Genomic DNA, 16,646 nt, shown 5'->3' on the forward strand with positions numbered 1-16,646 from the left:
TTTTCGAGCGCTCGCTGCTTAGCGTTTAATTTTTTGCAGTATTTAAAGTGGCTGAGTTTAAAGTGGGCTGAATTGGAAGTGGTCGAAGTGGTTGGTGCGTTCTATCAGCCGGGTAATCATAATCCGCTGCATGCCCTCTTCCTGCTCAATATCCAGTATCTTGGCTGGCCCATAACTGCCAGGGTTGCCAATCAGGGAAGCAGTCTGCTTGATCACGGGGATTTCTGGTAGCAAGAGCATGGGAATCCCGGATGTCAGCGTCGCAGAGTGCACATTGATCGCGCTTGCATCGGGTGCCAGCATCTGCAAGCCAATATCCAAATGACGATTTTCGGTATGGTTGGCCCAGCGTAGTACTCCCAGGGCCCAATGCGAAGTTGGGTTGATCTTGATGCACACCAGATCACCAACATGGACTTGCACTTCTGCCGCAGGCAATTTGCGTAAGGCCATGCCCCCTGCACTGATGTTGAGCACTTGCCAGCGCGAGCTCAAGGGGCGGGAAATGACGGGAATATTGTCCTCGTTAGGCGTTGCGGGTTGGTTGCTCAACACCCGATGTATTGCGGGCAGGCCAATCACCAGTTCAATGCCGTCATTTTTTGGCGTGCGGCTGTAAATTCGCTTGGGTGCGGCCCCCCAATGTCTGAGCAGGTAATTGAGCAAGTCCAGGTATCTGGGCTGGTTGGCACTGTCGGGTAATCCTGCGCCTGGCGGGAATGGTCCGCTTTGGCCCTGCTTGATATGCAGATGCACCTGGCGTGCCACATCCATGGTCAATAACAGCAAGTCATTCTCGCCATCAATATTGCGCAAGCGCTTGCTCAAGGGCACAGGTGGCTTATCGCGGCCAGTAGACACCAGGAAAATGGCCGCAGTGTTTTCGAGATTGTTGGCTGGCTGCAATTGCGCCAGGTGCGCAAAGCGCATGATGTAATCACATACCAGTTTGATTTCGCGTGGCGAAAGATGCTGCGGATCGGTCAGGCTCAATAACAGGGCTTGTTTGTAGACATGGCTGATAGAAACTTCGCGCTCTTGGCTGCCGCTATCGATTTCCTGATCTGCCAGGTCGCGCGCGCGTGCCAGGCTGAAAATCTGGTGCAGCTCTGCCCATAAGGATCTTGGCAGGGCGCGATAGGTTTCGTAATAGATCACGATTTGCATGCGTAGCGCATCCAGCGCACGCTGCAGCTTAACGCCAATAACTTGTTGCTGCCAAACTTGAATAGCTTGGCTTCAAGATCAATCACGGCCAATTTATAGCCAAAAGCAATTTCTGCCCACAGCGTGTTGGCGATCACCGCGTATTGTTTTTCTTGCTCGGGTAAAGGCAGGGCGGTGGTGCAGTAGTGTGAAGCCAGGGACTCGGTGGCGGAGATGACTGCGGGTCTGTAAGTCTCAAGTGCCTTGATCCGCGTATCGGGGGCTACTTTCTGGCGGTTGAGAATCTCCAGCTCATCTTGCAGGGCTAGAGATGTTTCCAGGGCATTGGTGACCGGAAGGGCGCTGAGAAACTTGGTAATCTTGGCGGGTCTGGTCTCGGCCACAATCAGCGGCTGCTCCGAAAGTACCGGTACATTCAGATTCAAGATCTTCCCCTTATCCCCTAGTTAATAAGAGGATGGTAATTACTCTTTAGTGATTTGTCACCGTTTTGCGCAGTAATTGACGATAGGATTGAAACTGGCTCCAGTATTGGGATAGAGCGCGATTGGCCGCTGGGGCGAGGGCGGCAATGTGCTTAGTGGTGATCGGGAACCGGGATGCTGTTGCCTTCAGCATCAAGTACACTCAACTGGTTTTCGTCGGCAAAGTGCATGAGCTGATTAAATTCGGGGTTGGTGTCCCTGAGCTTAAGATCTACCGCCAGGCAGCGCACACCCTCAATCACCCGCGGTTTCAGGTAAGGCGAATAGCGCAGCTTGCGATCGGCACCAAAGCTGGCGTAGGTGCTGCACATACGATCTACCCAATCACTGGGGCGAAATGGCTTACCCGCGCGGGTAATGCCCTGGATGATGATTTCGTTGATGCCGGATTTGTCTGTCGTACTCATGGGATAACCATATAAGCGCTGATTAAGGCTGGAATTGTAGCATCTCCAGCATGTCCGGGCCTGTGTTGAAATTGCCGCAGGCCCGGGAGCTAGTTTTAGTCTATATATTCAAACACTTTGACAACCTTGCCCACGCCGCTGGTGCTACGGGCTAGATCTACCGCGTCTTCGGCTTCCTGGTGGGTAACAACGCCCAGCAGGAACACGGTGGTAGCTTCAGTCACGACCTTGACATAGTTGGAGGGGAAGCGATTTTCCTTGATCATGCGCGCCTTCACCTTGGAGGTGATGTAAGTGTCATTGTTGCGCTCGCTCAGCGTGCTCTTGGTATCAATGACAATCTCGTTGGTGACGTTGCGCACGCTTTCAACATTACGAGCGGCTTTCTCGGCAATATCCTTGCTGGCCTGATCTACGGCCTCGCCTGTCAGCAGCAGGTTGCGGTTGTAGCTGGTGACATTGATATGGTTCTTTTCGCCCAACTCCTGGGAGATGGCCTTGCTGGCCTTAAGCTCAATATTCTGGTCTTCAATATAGTTGCCGGATGTTCTGCGGTCAGCAGCCATTGCACCGCCAGCAGCGGCACCGCCAACAACAACGGGGAAACAGGCTGTCAGCTGACTACTCAGAATCAGGGCCAGTATCAAGGGGCTTATGATGCGCATGTTTAATTTACTCCTAACAAAAGACAGTCTATGGCATCGCAGATGCAATGCAGGGTGAGAATATACACTTCCTGGATTCTGGCCGGGTGTTCGTGTGGTACCCCGATATGAATATCATCTTCACCGAGAAGTTCCACCAGGCCGCCGCCATCGCCACCGCTGAAGGCAATCACATGCATGCCGTTTTCGCGGGCGGCAGTAATGGCCTGCAGAATATTGCCAGAATTGCCACTAGTGCTCATGGCCAGCAGAATATCGCCATGATGACCCAGTGCCGTGACTTGTCGTGCAAACACTTGCTCAAAGTGGTTGTCATTGGCAATCGAAGTCAGCGTGGAAATATCCGCAGGTAGCGCAATTGCAGCTAAACCTGGCCTTTCCAGGTAATAGCGGTTGAGCATGCGTGAGGCAAAATATTGTGCGCTGGAGGCTGAGCCACCGTTGCCACAGGCCAACACCTTTTTTTCGCTGAGCAAGGCTTGAACTATCATTTCGGCAGAGCGGGCAATAGGCCCGGCCAGCAGTTCGGCCAGTTCAATTTTCAGTCTGCCGCTTTCTTCGAATTGCGCGCTGATGCGCGTATGTAAATCAGTCATGGGTGTGTCTCATAGGTATATCTAGTGCTTGGATGTTCGAAACAGGGTATGCATGTGCGCTTATGCACTGAAGGCATCCTTGAGCCAGTGCATATCGGTCTGGGATAGTTGATCCAGCAGCAGGGCGTCAAACCTGCATGGGTAGTTGCCGTATTGCTGCAAAAAATGCTGGGCGGTCAAGATCAGCTTTTGTTGCTTGGCGCTGGTGATGCTGTAAGCGGCACCGCCAAATGCTCCATGCTACGTAGCCTGACCTCAACAAGCACCAGGGTTTTCTCATCGCGCATGATCAGGTCTATCTCGCCAAAGCGGCAATGATAATTGCGGGCAATCAAGTGCAGGCCCTGCGCCAGCAAATACTCGGTGGCAATTTGCTCGGCCAGGTCACCCTCAGCCTTCAAGCATCGCTTCCAGTACAACGCCATCAGGCTGAAATGCGCGCTGGCCAGTGCACGTTCTACCTCGCCTTGTGTCGTGACCTGTATCTTGCCAGTTAGGCCAGATAAAGTGACTTCATGTCCGCTTTTGCTTGATTGCCACAGACCCAGCAAGCGATAGGCGTCTACCCCCAGCGCAAACCAGCGTTGCATCTCACCTGGCGGCAGGTCAGACGCCGCAGGCTTGAGGCTGGCAAAATCTTCGCGCTCGGGTTTGAGTAACCAAGGCAGGTCGAAAAAGCGTACGGCATTGAGGCTGTCATCACTGGGGTCCTGCAAAATGCCGGAGAAAGCGTGAGAAGTTGCAAAAGTCGGTGTGGCCTTGCTTAGTGCCGGGCGTATGCTGCGCGCTTCGTCGCTATTGGCAGCCAGGAATACCATATCGGCAGGCCTGGCTTCAATGCGCGCTTGTACATCTGGCGGTAACGCTGCTTCGGTAAGCTGCAATTCAAGATTGATACGGCCACCACCTGCTTCCCAGGCAGCGCGGAAAGCCTGGGCCAAACGTCCGGCCAGCGGGCTGCCGCTGCCTATAATATTGGCGGTCTGCATCCCCAGGCGCTGCGCAGTGCTGACGATTTGATCGACCTCGGCATCTAGTGGCAAGCCAAACTGCAAGAGTTTTGCGTCTGTCGTGCCGGCTTGTACGACGTTCAGGGTCAGGGTGGGTACAGGTAAGGCAGCTTGTTGTTGGACAAGTACGCTGATTTCATCACGTGTTAATGGCCCGATCACGGCCTCTACGCCATCTTCTACGGCACGTTGATACACGGCCGCGATATTCTCCGCGCTGCCGTCAGTAGCATACAGGCGCAACTCACGGGTATCTTTGGCCTGGGCTTGCGCTGCCGCTATGCCCTGGGCAATCGCATCAGCAGCCGGGTAATAGGCTTGCACCGATAATGGCAGTATCAATGCCAGACTGCCTGATTGTTGCGTCTCTGCCGTTGTCACCGTGTTGGCTTCGCTAGCTGCTGGTGCAGTGTCGGGTAGCTCTGCCAGCAGTGCAGCACTAAAACCTGCCGCCGCTGGGTGGCCAGGGTAGTAGCTGGGCCATTGCTTGAGCGCATTGCGGTCTTGATCCAGCTTGGCCAAGGCTAAGTCTATCCAGCCTTGAATATCGGTATCGCGGCTTTCACCACGCATGGTCACCAGCGTGGCTCTATCCTGCGCACTAAGGCTTTGCCAAAGGCTGGCGTGCAATTGCTCGCGTTGCTGCGCGCTGGTGCTGCCTTGCGCCAACAGCCTGTCCACGGTAGTGCGTTCCTCCAAGGCACGCAGGGGGTCGCCCTGCTTGTCGTAGGCGAGCGCCAGGCTTGCGTGTAAACTTGCGGCTGTTTCGTCATCCAGACTGCTGTTGGATTTCAGTGGCAGCAACAGGCGGAATGCGCTGTCTACATCGCCAGTGCTGGCGGCAATCTGGCCGGACAGTATCTTGGCGTAGACAGACTGGCTGGGAATCTTGTTGAGTGCCAGATTGGCACAATCGGTATCGCCGCTTTGCAGGCAATGCAGACCATTGCGGAATTGCTGCTGTTGGTTCTGCGCAGCGTCCTGGCCTGTGGCGGCATGGGCGGCAGCAGGGGCCAACAGCCACACCAGAGTTAGAAGGACTAGCGCACGTTGAATCACGGATTGGGACATGGCTTGAATCATAGCGGCTCATTATATGTGGTAGCCACGCCAATTGGAAACCTGCAGGACATTACACTACGGGCATTGGAGGTATTGAAGCACGTAGATGTGATTGCTGCGGAAGATACCCGACATACATCAGGTTTGCTGGCGCATTTTGCTATCCAGAAAAAGCTGTTGCCTGTGCACGAGCACAATGAACGCAAGGCGGCAGAACAATTGCTGCAAAGACTGCAAGCTGGCGAATCGGTAGCGCTGGTGAGCGATGCTGGTACGCCGGGCATTAGTGACCCGGGTGCTGTGGTGGTAGCAGCAGTGCGTGCTGCTGGCATTAAGGTGGTGCCAGTGCCCGGCCCCGCTGCGGTGATTGCGGCCATGTCAGTGGCGGGTATTGCTGCCTCTGGTTTTTATTTTCATGGCTTTTTGCCTGCCAGCGGTGGGCAGCGCCGCTCTACGCTGCAGGCGCTGGCTAGCCTGGAAAGCACCCTGGTGTTTTATGAAGCACCGCATAGAGTGGTGGATAGCGTCACCGATATGGCGGCCATACTCGGCCATGACCGCAAGCTCACCATCGCCCGCGAGTTAACCAAGACCTTTGAGACTATTCACCAATTAACGCTAGGCGAGGCGGTGGCCTGGCTAGAGGCGGATAGCAATCAGCAGCGTGGCGAATTTGTCTTGCTGGTGGAGGCAGCCCCTCCGGTTGAGGAGCAGGCCGTGAGCGCCGAGGCTGAGCGTGTGCTGCGCTTACTGCTAGAGGCTTTGCCCTTGAAGCAGGCGGTCAAGCTGGCAGCCGATATTACCGACGCCAAGAAAAACGCACTCTATGAATTGGCGCTGACCCTGAAAAACACGGATTAAGTTTCAATACGCCAGCACAAGTTTTTATTAAGTACTTTCAGTCATTGAATAGGCAGACATGCAATGAGCACCAAAATCACCATTACCAAACCAGACGATTGGCATCTGCATCTGCGCGATGGCGCAGCTCTGGCAGCTGTGCTGCCCGATAGTGCCCAGCGCTTCGCACGCGCCATTGTCATGCCCAATTTGCGCCCGCCAGTCACCACCACGGCATTGGCGCAGGCTTACCGTGAGCGCATTCTGCAGGCATTACCTCAAGAGCAGAAGTTTGAGCCCTTGATGACTTTATATCTGACAGACAAGACCACGGCTGCGGATATTGAAGCCGCCAAGCAAAGTGGGGTGGTGCATGGGGTTAAGCTCTATCCGGCAGGGGCCACTACCAACTCCGATTCCGGCGTCACCAATCTGGGTCACTGTGTTGCCGCGCTGGAAGCCATGGAAAAGCACGGTATTCCTTTGCTGGTGCATGCTGAAGTGACAGATGCACATATTGATGTGTTTGATCGCGAGAAAGTGTTTATAGAGCGCAATATGGTGCCGCTGCTGCAACGCTTCCAGGGCTTGCGTGTGGTGTTCGAGCACATCACCACGCGTGAAGCGGCAGAGTTTGTGGCTGCGGCACCTGATCATGTAGCAGCCACCGTCACCGCGCATCATTTACTCATGAACCGCAATGCCATGTTCAGTGGTGGCATACGCCCGCATCACTACTGCCTGCCTGTACTCAAGCGTGAAGAACACAGGCTGGCGCTGGTGGCAGCGGCGACTTCAGGCAGTGCCAAGTTTTTCCTGGGGACCGATAGCGCCCCGCATGCCAAGTCGGCCAAGGAGGCAAGCTGTGGTTGTGCGGGCATGTATACCGCGCATGCCGGTATAGAGCTGTACGCTGAGGCTTTTGATGAAGCTGGTGCTTTGGATAAGCTGGAAGGCTTTGCCAGTCATCATGGCCCAGATTTCTACCGTCTACCGCGCAATCAAGAGCAAATCACGCTAGAGAAGCAAAGCTGGGATGTGCCCGAGAGCCTGCCGTTTGCCGATGGCGATGTTTTGGTGCCGCTACGCGCTGGTGGCCAGATTGCCTGGCGCTTGCTGGACTGAGTATTCATAAGTAGTGATACACATCATAAAAGAGCCCGCTGATGCGGGCTCTTTTATTGCTGATAAGTCAGACTTAAACGCGTGCTATCAGCATTCTGCGACGCTGCCAGCCTATAAGGCCCAGACCTAAACCCAGCAAAGCATAACTTTCTGGCTCAGGCACGGCGACCACAGTGCGGGTGAAGGCGCAGGAGAGTTCCTGGGAGCTGCAGGTGCTGCCTATATCGTAGTCAAACCACCTAGGCTCTATAGGGTTACCTTCATCGTCCAGCTTGAGGTTGCCTTGGTCATCGTAGTCTGTGAGCAGGTAGCCTTTGAAGTTCACGGTGAATCCAGTGTTGTAAAACACATAAGTGCCAGCAGCTACCGGGCCAGCGCTGGGAGTGAACACACCAAATTCATAATCCAGGCTTTCACCAGCGCCGAGAGACAAGGTGTCTACGTCAAAGAAGCCTCTGCCGTCTGTCAGCTTATTGCTGAAGGTGAAGTTGTAAGGGGGGCCGTCACTACATCCGCTGGTGAAGCTGCCTGAGCATAGAAACCAGGTATTGATATTGAGGCTGACCACTTGAGCTAGCTCGCCCTCTGGGAAATTGCCATTTTGTGTGGCAGCTTCATTGGCAAAATTCAACCATGCCTGTGGTTGGGATTGATCAAACACCAGCGCATCTGAATCTGCATCCAGTGTCAGCCTGAGGTTGACGGTGATGCTGTCTGTGGCAGACACGGTAGCATGTTGTTCGACAAAGCTGACGGTGCCCTTGATAGCTGCCTGGCTGCTGGCCGGATAAATCGCGGCCAAGGCTAGCAGCGACATGTAAAGCATGTTCTTCATTGTTAACTCCCCAATTGATAAAAAATATATCCTAAAAGCCGTTTAACAATATATCCAAAACTGCATTTTGGACATTAGTCCATTAGGACTAATGCTGAGGGTTTGAAAGGTGTTGCGGAGCTGGGTTTGCTGTGGCCTGCGCCGCTGCTGCCTTGGTTCCAGATTCCCTGTGTTAAACTGCGCGGGAAGCTGGCCAGGCAGTCGCCGCCCACCTTGGTGGGGGGAGGAAAGTCCGGGCTCCGCAGAGCAGGATGACGGCTAACAGCCGTACGCCGTGAGGCGAGGAATAGGGCCACAGAGACGAGTATGCCGTAAGGCGGACGTGAAACGCGGTAACCTCCATCCGGAGCAAGACCAAATAGGGTAGCAATGGCGTGGCTCGCGCTGCTACCGGGTAGGTTGCTTGAGCCCAGTGGTAACGCTGGGCCTAGATGAATGACTGCCGCCCCGCTTGCGGGGAGACAAAACCCGGCTTATCGGCCAGCTTCTTCATTTTTACACTCAAAACAAATCCCACGATATCTGCAATGACCCGGCCGCATGATGTTTTTGCCCTGCGGCAAGGTGCGCTTGTCTGATTTACGGATTGATGGCTGACGGAATTTAAAACGTCTGTCTGACACAGTAGTTTTGGGTGCCAATTTTTTGCCGTTGCGCTTCACTTCAAGACCTGAGTGGGTGATGTATGACTTCAATGCTGAATAAAGACGGCTATAGAACAAGTTTGTCCATGGTTGAGCTTCAGTATGACAAGCCATAGGCGTGTTTGCGACGTCTTCTCACAAGTTACTTTCACTACATTTGATATCTCTTTATTTTTTAAGGATAAAGATTTTCTAGCAAAATCCGCTAAGTGATTGTCCCGTAAAGGAAAAACCTCAAAAAGCGCTTGCATGGCGCTTTTTTTTTATCTATAGTGGGTGCCAGTGGAGAAAAGTGGAGTTTTGTGGGAGTTTTGTAAAATTTCTCGAGACATCGCCAGTCAGAAAGTTGATCGCTCATCTCCTGCAGGCTGGTGATTCTCCCTCCACTCAAAATCGGATCTGGCAGTTGGTCCACTGGCGGCTGATCCAGTAATAAATCAAGCAGCACTTGTTTCATCTATGTAATACCTGCACACCTTGTGCGCAGTCGTTGTCCGATAAAGGGGCCTCATGTTTCGCGGTGCGACATCTTTGAATATGGATGCCAAAGGTAGGCTGGCTGTGCCAGCCAAGCACCGTGACGCCCTGCACGCGCAAAGTGAGGGTAACCTCGTCCTGACCGCCCATCCTCATCGCTGTCTGTTGCTGTACCCACAGCCCGCTTGGGAGCCTATCCAGGCCAAGATGATGGGTCTTTCCAGTTTTGATAAACAATCCAGTGCCTTGCAGCGCCTGCTGGTGGGTTTTGCCGAAGACATAGAGCTTGATAGCGCTGGTCGTCTGCTGGTCTCACCTGTGCTGCGCGAGTTTGCCCAACTGGAAAAGCAAGTCATGCTGGTCGGTCAAGGCAGCCACTTCGAGCTTTGGAGCATGGATGCCTGGCGCGCGCAGTTGCAACAGGTGATGGATGCCGATGCCATGAGCTTGCCCGCCGAGCTTGAGGGCTTCTCACTATGAGTGCAGGCCTGAGCCAGCCACCTGCTGCCACAGAATTCCAGCATGTCACCGTGCTGCTGGACGAGGCGGTAGAGGCCTTGAACATAAAGCCAGACGGAATCTATATCGATGGCACCTTTGGTCGAGGTGGCCACAGTCGGCGGATTCTACAGCAGCTAGGGCCCAATGGGCGCCTGATAGCACTGGATAGAGACCTGGCCGCGGTATCCGCGGCTTCTGCCATTCAGGATGCCCGTTTTTCCATCGTGCATCATCACTTTGCTGCATTGGGTCAGGTATTGGCCGATTTGCAGATTCATCAAGTCCATGGCGTGCTGCTGGATTTGGGTATTTCATCGCCACAAATAGATGAAGGCGAGCGTGGCTTTAGTTTCCGTTTCAATGGTCCGCTCGATATGCGTATGGATCAGAGCCGTGGCCAGACCGCGGCCGATTTTATTGCAGCTGCGACAGAACAAGAACTTACGGGGGTAATAAAAGAATATGGTGAAGAACGGTTTGCTAAACAGATTGCAAGGGCGATTATTGCGCAGCGCACAGGAGGGGTGGGCATCACCACTACCGGACAACTTGCCAAGATCGTGGCAAGCGCGGTCCCCAAAATCGAGCCTGGGCAAGACCCGGCGACGCGCACCTTTCAAGCTCTACGGATTTTCATCAATCAGGAGCTTGAGGAGTTGTCGCTAGTTTTACCGCAATGCCTGGCAGCGCTTGCGCCGCAAGGGCGTCTGGCGGTGATCAGCTTCCACTCTCTGGAAGACAGGCAAGTAAAACGCTTTGTGCGTGCCGAGCAGGACAGGGATGATCTGCCTGCCAATTTCCCGGTGCGTGCCAAGGATTTGCCGCAGCCACGCATGCTGGCCGTTGGCCGTGCGATTCGCCCCTCAGCGGCTGAAGTGAAGCGTAATCCACGCTCACGCAGTGCGGTGCTGCGGGTGGCGGAAAGGACTGCGGTCGCGTGATGACCAAGCTCAATCTTATTCTCTTTGTTTTGCTGATTCTGGCAGCGCTGGGCGTGATTACGGCCCAGCACAAAGCGCGCAAACTCTATATTGAGTTGCAGCAGCAAGAAGACGCGGCCAAGCAATACGAGATTGAATGGGGGCAGTTGCAGCTTGAGCAAAGCACCTGGGCCATGCATTCCCGCATAGAACAAATTGCCGAGAAGCGCCTTAACATGCAGGTGCCGGACGGTGCGCGCATACAGGTGGTGTCACCATGATGCGCTCCGCACGTGTAGGCATGGGGGCAGGCATAGGCTCCAAGCATAAGGTAGTGGTCAAGATCCCTACCTGGCGCAGACGTATTCTGCTGGCCATGGTGCTGGGTGGTTTTGTCGTGCTGCTGGGGCGTGGTGTCTACCTGCAGAGCGTGCACAAGGCCTTTTTGCAGCAAAAAGGCGATGCACGCTACAGCCGTGTGATGACCTTGCCTGCGCATAGAGGCAAGATCACCGACCGCTACGGCGAGCCGCTGGCCATTAGTACCCCGGTTGAATCCATCTGGGCCAGCCCTCCTGATGTCAAGGCGGGTCCAGAACAATTAGCCAAGCTGGCGACAGTGCTCAAGCTCAAGCCTGAGGTGGTCAAGAGCAAGCTACTCAATACCCAGCGCGAATTCGTCTATATCAAGCGCAGACTGCCGCCTGAATTGGCAGCACAGGTCATGCGCATTGGTATCCCCGGTGTATTTATGCAGCGCGAATATCGCCGTTACTATCCTGCAGGCGAAGTAACTGCCCACCTTGTAGGCTTTACTGGCATTGATGACAATGGCCAGGAAGGCTTTGAACTGCATTCCCAATCCTGGCTGTCCGGCAAGGCGGGTAGCAGGCGCGTCATCAAGGATAGGCAGGGCCATATTGTCGAGGATTTGGAAGCCGTCAAAGTGCCACAGGATGGGCACGACCTCACTCTGTCCATAGATCGCAAGATTCAATATCTGGCGTATCGTGAGCTTGCTGCCGCGGTTGAAGAACATAAGGCCAAGGCAGGTTCGGTTGTGGTGCTGGATGCCAAGACTGGCGAAGTGCTGGCCATGGCCAATATGCCAACTTACAACCCGAATAACCCCGTCAACATGGCTGGACGTTCACGTAATCGCGCCATTGTTGATATCTTTGAGCCAGGCTCCACCCTCAAGCCATTTACCGCAGCGGCAGCGCTGGATAGCGGCCGCTACAAGCCGGAAACCCTGATTGAAACTTCGCCCGGTGCCATGCGCATAGGCACGGCCACCATACGTGATGCGCACCCACAGGGCTTGTTGACGGTTGCTCAGGTGATCCAGAAATCCTCCAACGTAGGCTCAGCCAAAATGGCCTTGAGCCTGGAGCCGCAATATCTGTGGAGTGTGTTCAATCAGGTTGGCTTTGGCAGCATCACGCGCATAGGCTTCCCCGGTGAAGCCTCAGGCAAGCTGCGTAATTACAAGTCCTGGCGGCCTATTGAACAGGCCACTATGTCCTATGGTCACGGCATCAGCCTGACATTGCTGCAATTGGCGCGCGCTTATACCGTCTTTACCAATGACGGTGCCTTGCTGCCAGTCTCACTGCTCAAGCTCAAGGAAGCCCCAGTGGGACATCAGGTCTACAAGCCCGCCACCGCCAACCACCTCAAGGACATGATGGAAACCGTGATCCAGCCTGGCGGCACCGCACCGCGTGCGCAGGTGCTGGGCTATCGCGTGGCTGGCAAGACTGGCACTGCGCACAAGCCTGGTGTCGGTGGCTATCAAGCCAATCACTACGTATCTTCCTTCGTCGGATTTGCGCCCGTCTCCAATCCCAAGTTCATCATCGCCGTGATGATAGATGACCCCAGTGCGGGCAAATACTACGGCGGTACTGTGGCGGCTCCGGTGTTTAGCAAAGTCATGGCGGGTGCATTGCGCATGCTGGCGATTCCGCAGGACGCACCTAATAACAATGTCGTGATCCCCGTGGATGAACTGCCGGAAATCAAGGAGGTGGTATGAGCATAACCATAACCACCTTGAAACTGACGCAGCAGCATTACACAGGCATCACCGCAGATAGCCGCAAAGTGCTCGCAGGCAATGTGTTCCTGGCTTATCCCGGTGAGCATGCCGATGGCCGCCAATACATTACCCAGGCCATAGACAAAGGCGCCAGTGCCGTGGTTTGGGAGAGCGAAGGTTTTACCTGGAACGCCAACTGGCAGTTGGATAATCAGCCCGTTGCCAAACTGCGCGAACAAGCCAGCGCCATCGCTGGCAGCTATTACGGCCAGCCTTCGCACAAGCTGTGGATGATAGGCGTGACTGGCACCAATGGAAAAACCTCATGCAGCCACTGGCTGGTGCAGGCTTATACCGCGCTGGGTAAGCGCAGTGTGGTGATAGGCACCTTGGGCAATGGTTTTGCCGAGTCTCTCAGCCCTGCTGTGAATACCACGCCAGACCCCATATTGTTGCAAGCCATGCTGGCCGACTATGTGGCGCAGCATGCGGAGGTTGCCGCCATGGAAGTCTCATCGCATGGCCTGGATCAACATAGGGTGGATGGCATTGCCTTTGATGTGGCGGTGCTGACCAATCTCACGCGCGATCATCTGGATTATCACGGTGATATGGCGCACTACGCGGCTGCCAAGCGTCGCCTGTTCAGCTTCCCCGGTCTGGCTCACGCCATCATTAACCACGATGATGCGTATGGCCGTGTGCTGGCGAATGAATTGCGGGCTGAAGGCAAGGCTGTGCTGAGTTACGGTTTATCTGGCGGTGATGTTTACGGCACCAGCCTGAGTTTTGATGAGCAGGGACTGAAAATGCAAGTCAGCACCCCGCAAGGCGAGGCGGAAGTGCGTGCCGCGCTGTTGGGCCGCTTCAATGCCAGCAATTTGCTGGCCGTGCTTAGCGTGTTGCTGGTGTCTGGCGTGGCGTTGGCAGATGCTGTCAAAGCCTTGTCCGGCTTGCGCGCTGCACCCGGTCGCATGCAGCAGATCGGCGGTGGCACACAGCCGCTGGTGGTGATTGATTACGCCCATACCCCCGATGCACTGGAAAAAGTCTTGCTGACGCTGCGTGAACAAACTAACGGTCGCTTGGTATGTGTATTCGGTTGCGGTGGCGATAGAGATAAAGGTAAGCGCCCGCTAATGGGTGAGGTGGCTTCACGCCTGGCAGATAAGGTGGTGGTGACTTCGGATAACCCACGTAGTGAAGAGCCCGCCAGCATAGTGGCAGAGATTAGCGCAGGCTTGCAGCGCCCTAGCCAAATTGAGCTGGATAGAGCCGTGGCAATTCAAACCGCAGTACAGAATGCCCAGGCTGGCGATGTGGTGCTGATCGCTGGCAAAGGCCATGAAGATTATCAAGAGATTGCGGGTGTACGCCATGCGTTCAGCGATCTGGCAGTGGCCACTCTGGCCTTGGAGCACGCAGCATGATGCGCTTATCTGACATCGCCCGCGCCACCAATGGCCAACTAATAGGTGAAGACGTGCTGGTGAGCAGCGTAGGCACCGACAGCCGCAAGCTTGAAGCCGGGCAGCTATTTGTTGCGCTGCGTGGTGACAAGTTTGATGGGCACGATTATGCCGCCCAGGTATTGCAGCAAGGCGCCAGCGCCGTGCTGATCTCGGATGCTGCCTGCCAGGCCAGCCCTGCTGTGCTGGTCAGTGATACCAGGCTGGCGCTGGGCCAACTTGCCGCTTACTGGCGCAGCCAGTTCACTATTCCTGTGGCTGCGGTCACAGGTAGCAATGGCAAAACCACAGTCAAGGAAATGCTCGCCAGCATATTGGCGGTGGCGGCTGGCGATGAGCAGGCGGTGTTGGCTACACGGGGCAACCTCAATAACGACATAGGCCTGCCGCTGACGCTGCTGCGTCTGCGTGCCGAGCACCAGTATGCCGTGGTCGAAATGGGCATGAACCACTTTGGCGAAATCAGCTACCTCACACACATAGGCCGCCCAGATGTGGCCCTGGTCAACAACGCCACTTCCGCCCACCTTGGCGGCCTGGGCTCCGTGGCCGGAGTAGCCCAAGCCAAGGGTGAGATTTTTGAAGGTTTGGTCAATACGGGTGTCGCCATTATCAATGCCGATGATGCCCATGCGTCGCTTTGGTTATCCCTCGCGGCCCAGCATCGCATCGTGCGCTTCGGTCTGGAAAACGAGGCCGAAGTCAGCGCGCGCTACACCCTGGCCGCCGACGGCAGCCAGGTTGAATTGAATACCCCGGCTGGTGCAGCCAGCCTGCAACTGCCAGTAGCGGGTTTGCACAATGTCAGCAATGCACTCGCTGCCACCGCCGTAGCCTTATCCATGGGTGTGACGCTGAGCGATATCGTGCAAGGGCTAGCCACATTCTCAGGCGTGCAAGGCCGCTTGCAGCGCAAGCCTGGCCACGCAGGCGCTGGCCTGATAGATGACACCTATAACGCCAACCCCGCCTCCATGCGCGCCGCTGTTGATGTGCTGGCCAGCCAGCCCGGCAAGCGCCTGCTGGTGGTAGGGGACATGGGCGAGCTGGGTGCAGACGAACAAAGCCTGCATGCGGAACTGGGGGCTTATGCAAAGTCCGCAGGCATAGATGGTTTGTATGCACTGGGTAAATTGAGTCAGCACACCGTGGCTGCCTTTGGCGCGGGTGCGCAGCACGCAGAAAGTGCCGAGCAATTGGCGGCAGCCTTGCTACCGCAGTTGCAGCCCGGCGTTACCGTGTTGGTCAAAGGCTCACGTTTTATGCGTATGGAAAGCGTTGTAGCCCTGCTGCAGCAAGAAAAGGAGAAACAACATGCTACTTGAACTCGCTCGCTGGCTGGCCCAGGACATTCGCGGTTTCAACGTTTTCAATTACCTGACGCTACGTGCGGTGTTGGCGGTGCTGACATCGCTGGCCATCTCCTTCCTGATCGGCCCTTCGCTGATCCGCAAGCTGACCGAATACAAGGTCGGCCAATCCGTGCGTGATGATGGCCCACAGACACATCTGGTGAAGGCGGGTACGCCCACCATGGGCGGCTCGCTGATTCTGGTGGCGATTGCGGTTTCTACATTGCTCTGGGCTGATCTTACCAACCGCTTTGTTTGGGTAGTCTTGCTGACCACGCTGGGCTTTGGCGTCATAGGCTGGGTGGATGACTGGCGCAAGGTGGTTTACCGCAACCCCAAGGGTTTGTCGGCCAAGGCCAAGTATTTCTGGCAGTCGCTGATAGGCATCAGCGTGGCTGTATACCTGTTTTTCACCGCCACCGTGCCAGCAGAAACCACGCTAATCCTGCCTTTCTTCAAGACAGTAGCGTTCCCGCTGGGGGCTGTGAGTTTTATCGTGCTGACCTATTTTGTGATTGTAGGCACCAGCAATGCCGTCAATCTGACCGATGGCCTGGATGGTCTGGCCATTATGCCGACAGTCATGGTGGCGAGTGCCCTGGCGGTGTTTGCCTATGTCGCAGGCCATCTGTATTTCTCCAAATATCTGGGCGTGCCCTATGTGCCGGGCGCGGGTGAGTTGACCGTGTTCTGTGCCGCCATAGGGGGCGCTGGGCTGGGCTTCCTCTGGTTCAACGCTTACCCGGCTGAAGTATTTATGGGCGATGTAGGGGCACTGGCTCTGGGTGCCGCACTGGGTACCGTGGCCGTGATCGTGCGTCAGGAAATCGTGCTCTTCATTATGGGGGGTGTGTTTGTGATGGAAACCATTTCCGTGATGCTGCAAGTCGGCTCCTTCAAGCTCACTGGCAAACGTATCTTCCGTATGGCGCCGCTGCACCATCACTACGAACTCAAGGGCTGGAAAGAAACACAAGTTGTGGTCAGGTTCTGGATCATCACCATGATGCTGGTGCTGGTGGGCCTCTCCACATTGAAACTGAGATAAGA

General features: G+C 55.3%; 15 protein-coding genes, 1 other RNA gene and 3 pseudogenes. 10 read left to right on the forward strand and 9 right to left on the reverse strand.

Going from position 1 to position 16,646, the window contains the following annotated elements:
- Positions 1 to 57: 57 nt before the first annotated feature.
- From JCM2850_RS05105 to JCM2850_RS20895, 7 genes and pseudogenes are all read right to left on the reverse strand, one after another.
- A complete protein-coding gene (locus tag JCM2850_RS05105) occupies positions 58 to 930 on the reverse strand; it encodes a cyclic-di-GMP receptor FimW-related protein (protein WP_500778285.1) in 873 nt (290 codons plus the stop codon).
- 27 nt (positions 931 to 957) lie between these two features.
- Positions 958 to 1,550, reverse strand: a pseudogene (locus JCM2850_RS05110) (cyclic-di-GMP receptor FimW-related protein); the annotation flags it as partial.
- Between the two features lie 194 nt (positions 1,551 to 1,744).
- A complete protein-coding gene (locus JCM2850_RS05115; protein ID WP_025870238.1) occupies positions 1,745 to 2,059 on the reverse strand; it encodes a DUF3579 domain-containing protein in 315 nt (104 codons plus the stop codon).
- A gap of 95 nt (positions 2,060 to 2,154) precedes the next feature.
- The gene (locus JCM2850_RS05120) at positions 2,155 to 2,724 is read right to left on the reverse strand and encodes a BON domain-containing protein (RefSeq protein ID WP_025870240.1); all 570 of its coding nucleotides are present in this window, start codon (positions 2,722 to 2,724) and stop codon (positions 2,155 to 2,157) included.
- A gap of 2 nt (positions 2,725 to 2,726) precedes the next feature.
- Positions 2,727 to 3,320 carry an SIS domain-containing protein gene (locus tag JCM2850_RS05125; RefSeq protein ID WP_025870241.1) on the reverse strand — a complete coding sequence of 198 codons (594 nt, stop codon included), beginning with the start codon at positions 3,318 to 3,320 and terminating at the stop codon, positions 2,727 to 2,729.
- 60 nt (positions 3,321 to 3,380) lie between these two features.
- Positions 3,381 to 3,745 (reverse strand): annotated as a pseudogene (locus JCM2850_RS17250) (YraN family protein).
- A gap of 18 nt (positions 3,746 to 3,763) precedes the next feature.
- A pseudogene (locus JCM2850_RS20895) lies at positions 3,764 to 5,413 on the reverse strand (penicillin-binding protein activator); the annotation flags it as partial.
- On the opposite strand from JCM2850_RS20895, the gene rsmI reads away from it, so the two are divergent.
- Positions 5,405 to 6,253: a 16S rRNA (cytidine(1402)-2'-O)-methyltransferase gene (rsmI, locus tag JCM2850_RS05140; RefSeq protein WP_025870245.1), complete on the forward strand. Its 849-nt coding sequence runs from the start codon at positions 5,405 to 5,407 to the stop codon at positions 6,251 to 6,253. The pseudogene JCM2850_RS20895 and the gene rsmI overlap by 9 nt on opposite strands.
- Before the next feature lie 63 nt (positions 6,254 to 6,316).
- A complete protein-coding gene (gene pyrC / locus JCM2850_RS05145; RefSeq protein ID WP_025870247.1) occupies positions 6,317 to 7,357 on the forward strand; it encodes a dihydroorotase in 1,041 nt (346 codons plus the stop codon).
- 73 nt (positions 7,358 to 7,430) lie between these two features.
- Here the strand turns inward: pyrC and JCM2850_RS05150 are convergent, their stop codons facing one another.
- On the reverse strand, positions 7,431 to 8,192 hold the full coding sequence (locus tag JCM2850_RS05150; RefSeq protein ID WP_081774961.1) for a PEP-CTERM sorting domain-containing protein: 762 nt from the start codon (positions 8,190 to 8,192) through the stop codon (positions 7,431 to 7,433).
- A gap of 185 nt (positions 8,193 to 8,377) precedes the next feature.
- Between JCM2850_RS05150 and rnpB the strand changes: the two genes are divergently transcribed.
- Positions 8,378 to 8,684, forward strand: an RNA gene (rnpB, locus tag JCM2850_RS20385) — RNase P RNA component class A.
- A gap of 357 nt (positions 8,685 to 9,041) precedes the next feature.
- Here rnpB and JCM2850_RS21385 read toward each other — a convergent pair.
- Positions 9,042 to 9,293 carry a hypothetical protein gene (locus tag JCM2850_RS21385; protein ID WP_148301199.1) on the reverse strand — a complete coding sequence of 84 codons (252 nt, stop codon included), beginning with the start codon at positions 9,291 to 9,293 and terminating at the stop codon, positions 9,042 to 9,044.
- 53 nt (positions 9,294 to 9,346) lie between these two features.
- Between JCM2850_RS21385 and mraZ the strand changes: the two genes are divergently transcribed.
- Genes mraZ through mraY form a run of 7 tightly spaced genes read left to right on the forward strand, consistent with a single transcriptional unit; the run spans position 9,347 to position 16,644 of the window.
- Positions 9,347 to 9,793: a division/cell wall cluster transcriptional repressor MraZ gene (mraZ, locus tag JCM2850_RS05155; RefSeq protein ID WP_025870250.1), complete on the forward strand. Its 447-nt coding sequence runs from the start codon at positions 9,347 to 9,349 to the stop codon at positions 9,791 to 9,793.
- The gene (gene rsmH, locus JCM2850_RS05160; protein ID WP_025870251.1) at positions 9,790 to 10,755 is read left to right on the forward strand and encodes a 16S rRNA (cytosine(1402)-N(4))-methyltransferase RsmH; all 966 of its coding nucleotides are present in this window, start codon (positions 9,790 to 9,792) and stop codon (positions 10,753 to 10,755) included. Before mraZ ends, rsmH begins: the two co-directional genes overlap by 4 nt.
- Positions 10,755 to 11,015: a cell division protein FtsL gene (gene ftsL / locus JCM2850_RS05165; protein WP_025870253.1), complete on the forward strand. Its 261-nt coding sequence runs from the start codon at positions 10,755 to 10,757 to the stop codon at positions 11,013 to 11,015. Before rsmH ends, ftsL begins: the two co-directional genes overlap by 1 nt.
- Positions 11,012 to 12,772 (forward strand): peptidoglycan D,D-transpeptidase FtsI family protein, encoded by a 1,761-nt coding sequence (locus JCM2850_RS05170; protein WP_025870255.1) that lies wholly within the window; start codon positions 11,012 to 11,014, stop codon positions 12,770 to 12,772. The genes ftsL and JCM2850_RS05170 overlap by 4 nt, the downstream gene beginning before the upstream one ends.
- Positions 12,769 to 14,205: a UDP-N-acetylmuramoyl-L-alanyl-D-glutamate--2,6-diaminopimelate ligase gene (locus JCM2850_RS05175; protein ID WP_051525284.1), complete on the forward strand. Its 1,437-nt coding sequence runs from the start codon at positions 12,769 to 12,771 to the stop codon at positions 14,203 to 14,205. The genes JCM2850_RS05170 and JCM2850_RS05175 overlap by 4 nt, the downstream gene beginning before the upstream one ends.
- On the forward strand, positions 14,202 to 15,569 hold the full coding sequence (locus JCM2850_RS05180; protein WP_025870260.1) for a UDP-N-acetylmuramoyl-tripeptide--D-alanyl-D-alanine ligase: 1,368 nt from the start codon (positions 14,202 to 14,204) through the stop codon (positions 15,567 to 15,569). The genes JCM2850_RS05175 and JCM2850_RS05180 overlap by 4 nt, the downstream gene beginning before the upstream one ends.
- Positions 15,559 to 16,644, forward strand: coding sequence for a phospho-N-acetylmuramoyl-pentapeptide-transferase (mraY, locus tag JCM2850_RS05185; RefSeq protein WP_025870261.1), 1,086 nt, complete (start codon positions 15,559 to 15,561; stop codon positions 16,642 to 16,644). Before JCM2850_RS05180 ends, mraY begins: the two co-directional genes overlap by 11 nt.
- Positions 16,645 to 16,646 lie beyond the last annotated feature (2 nt).

Source organism: Methylobacillus glycogenes JCM 2850 (genome assembly GCF_000617925.1).
Classification (GTDB): Bacteria; Pseudomonadota; Gammaproteobacteria; order Burkholderiales; family Methylophilaceae; genus Methylobacillus; species Methylobacillus glycogenes.

Excerpts from the sequence above, each read along its gene's own strand:
- JCM2850_RS05105 (WP_500778285.1), bottom strand. The coding sequence starts at position 930 with ATGCGCTTTGCGCACCTGGCGCAATTGCAGCCAGCCAACAATCTCGAA.
- JCM2850_RS05150 (WP_081774961.1), bottom strand. The coding sequence starts at position 8,192 with ATGAAGAACATGCTTTACATGTCGCTGCTAGCCTTGGCCGCGATTTAT.
- rsmH (WP_025870251.1), top strand. The coding sequence starts at position 9,790 with ATGAGTGCAGGCCTGAGCCAGCCACCTGCTGCCACAGAATTCCAGCAT.
- pyrC (WP_025870247.1), top strand. The coding sequence starts at position 6,317 with ATGAGCACCAAAATCACCATTACCAAACCAGACGATTGGCATCTGCAT.
- mraZ (WP_025870250.1), top strand. The coding sequence starts at position 9,347 with ATGTTTCGCGGTGCGACATCTTTGAATATGGATGCCAAAGGTAGGCTG.
- mraY (WP_025870261.1), top strand. The coding sequence starts at position 15,559 with ATGCTACTTGAACTCGCTCGCTGGCTGGCCCAGGACATTCGCGGTTTC.
- JCM2850_RS05115 (WP_025870238.1), bottom strand. The coding sequence starts at position 2,059 with ATGAGTACGACAGACAAATCCGGCATCAACGAAATCATCATCCAGGGC.
- JCM2850_RS05180 (WP_025870260.1), top strand. The coding sequence starts at position 14,202 with ATGATGCGCTTATCTGACATCGCCCGCGCCACCAATGGCCAACTAATA.
- JCM2850_RS05120 (WP_025870240.1), bottom strand. The coding sequence starts at position 2,724 with ATGCGCATCATAAGCCCCTTGATACTGGCCCTGATTCTGAGTAGTCAG.
- JCM2850_RS05170 (WP_025870255.1), top strand. The coding sequence starts at position 11,012 with ATGATGCGCTCCGCACGTGTAGGCATGGGGGCAGGCATAGGCTCCAAG.
- ftsL (WP_025870253.1), top strand. The coding sequence starts at position 10,755 with ATGACCAAGCTCAATCTTATTCTCTTTGTTTTGCTGATTCTGGCAGCG.
- JCM2850_RS05125 (WP_025870241.1), bottom strand. The coding sequence starts at position 3,320 with ATGACTGATTTACATACGCGCATCAGCGCGCAATTCGAAGAAAGCGGC.
- JCM2850_RS05175 (WP_051525284.1), top strand. The coding sequence starts at position 12,769 with ATGAGCATAACCATAACCACCTTGAAACTGACGCAGCAGCATTACACA.
- JCM2850_RS21385 (WP_148301199.1), bottom strand. The coding sequence starts at position 9,293 with ATGAAACAAGTGCTGCTTGATTTATTACTGGATCAGCCGCCAGTGGAC.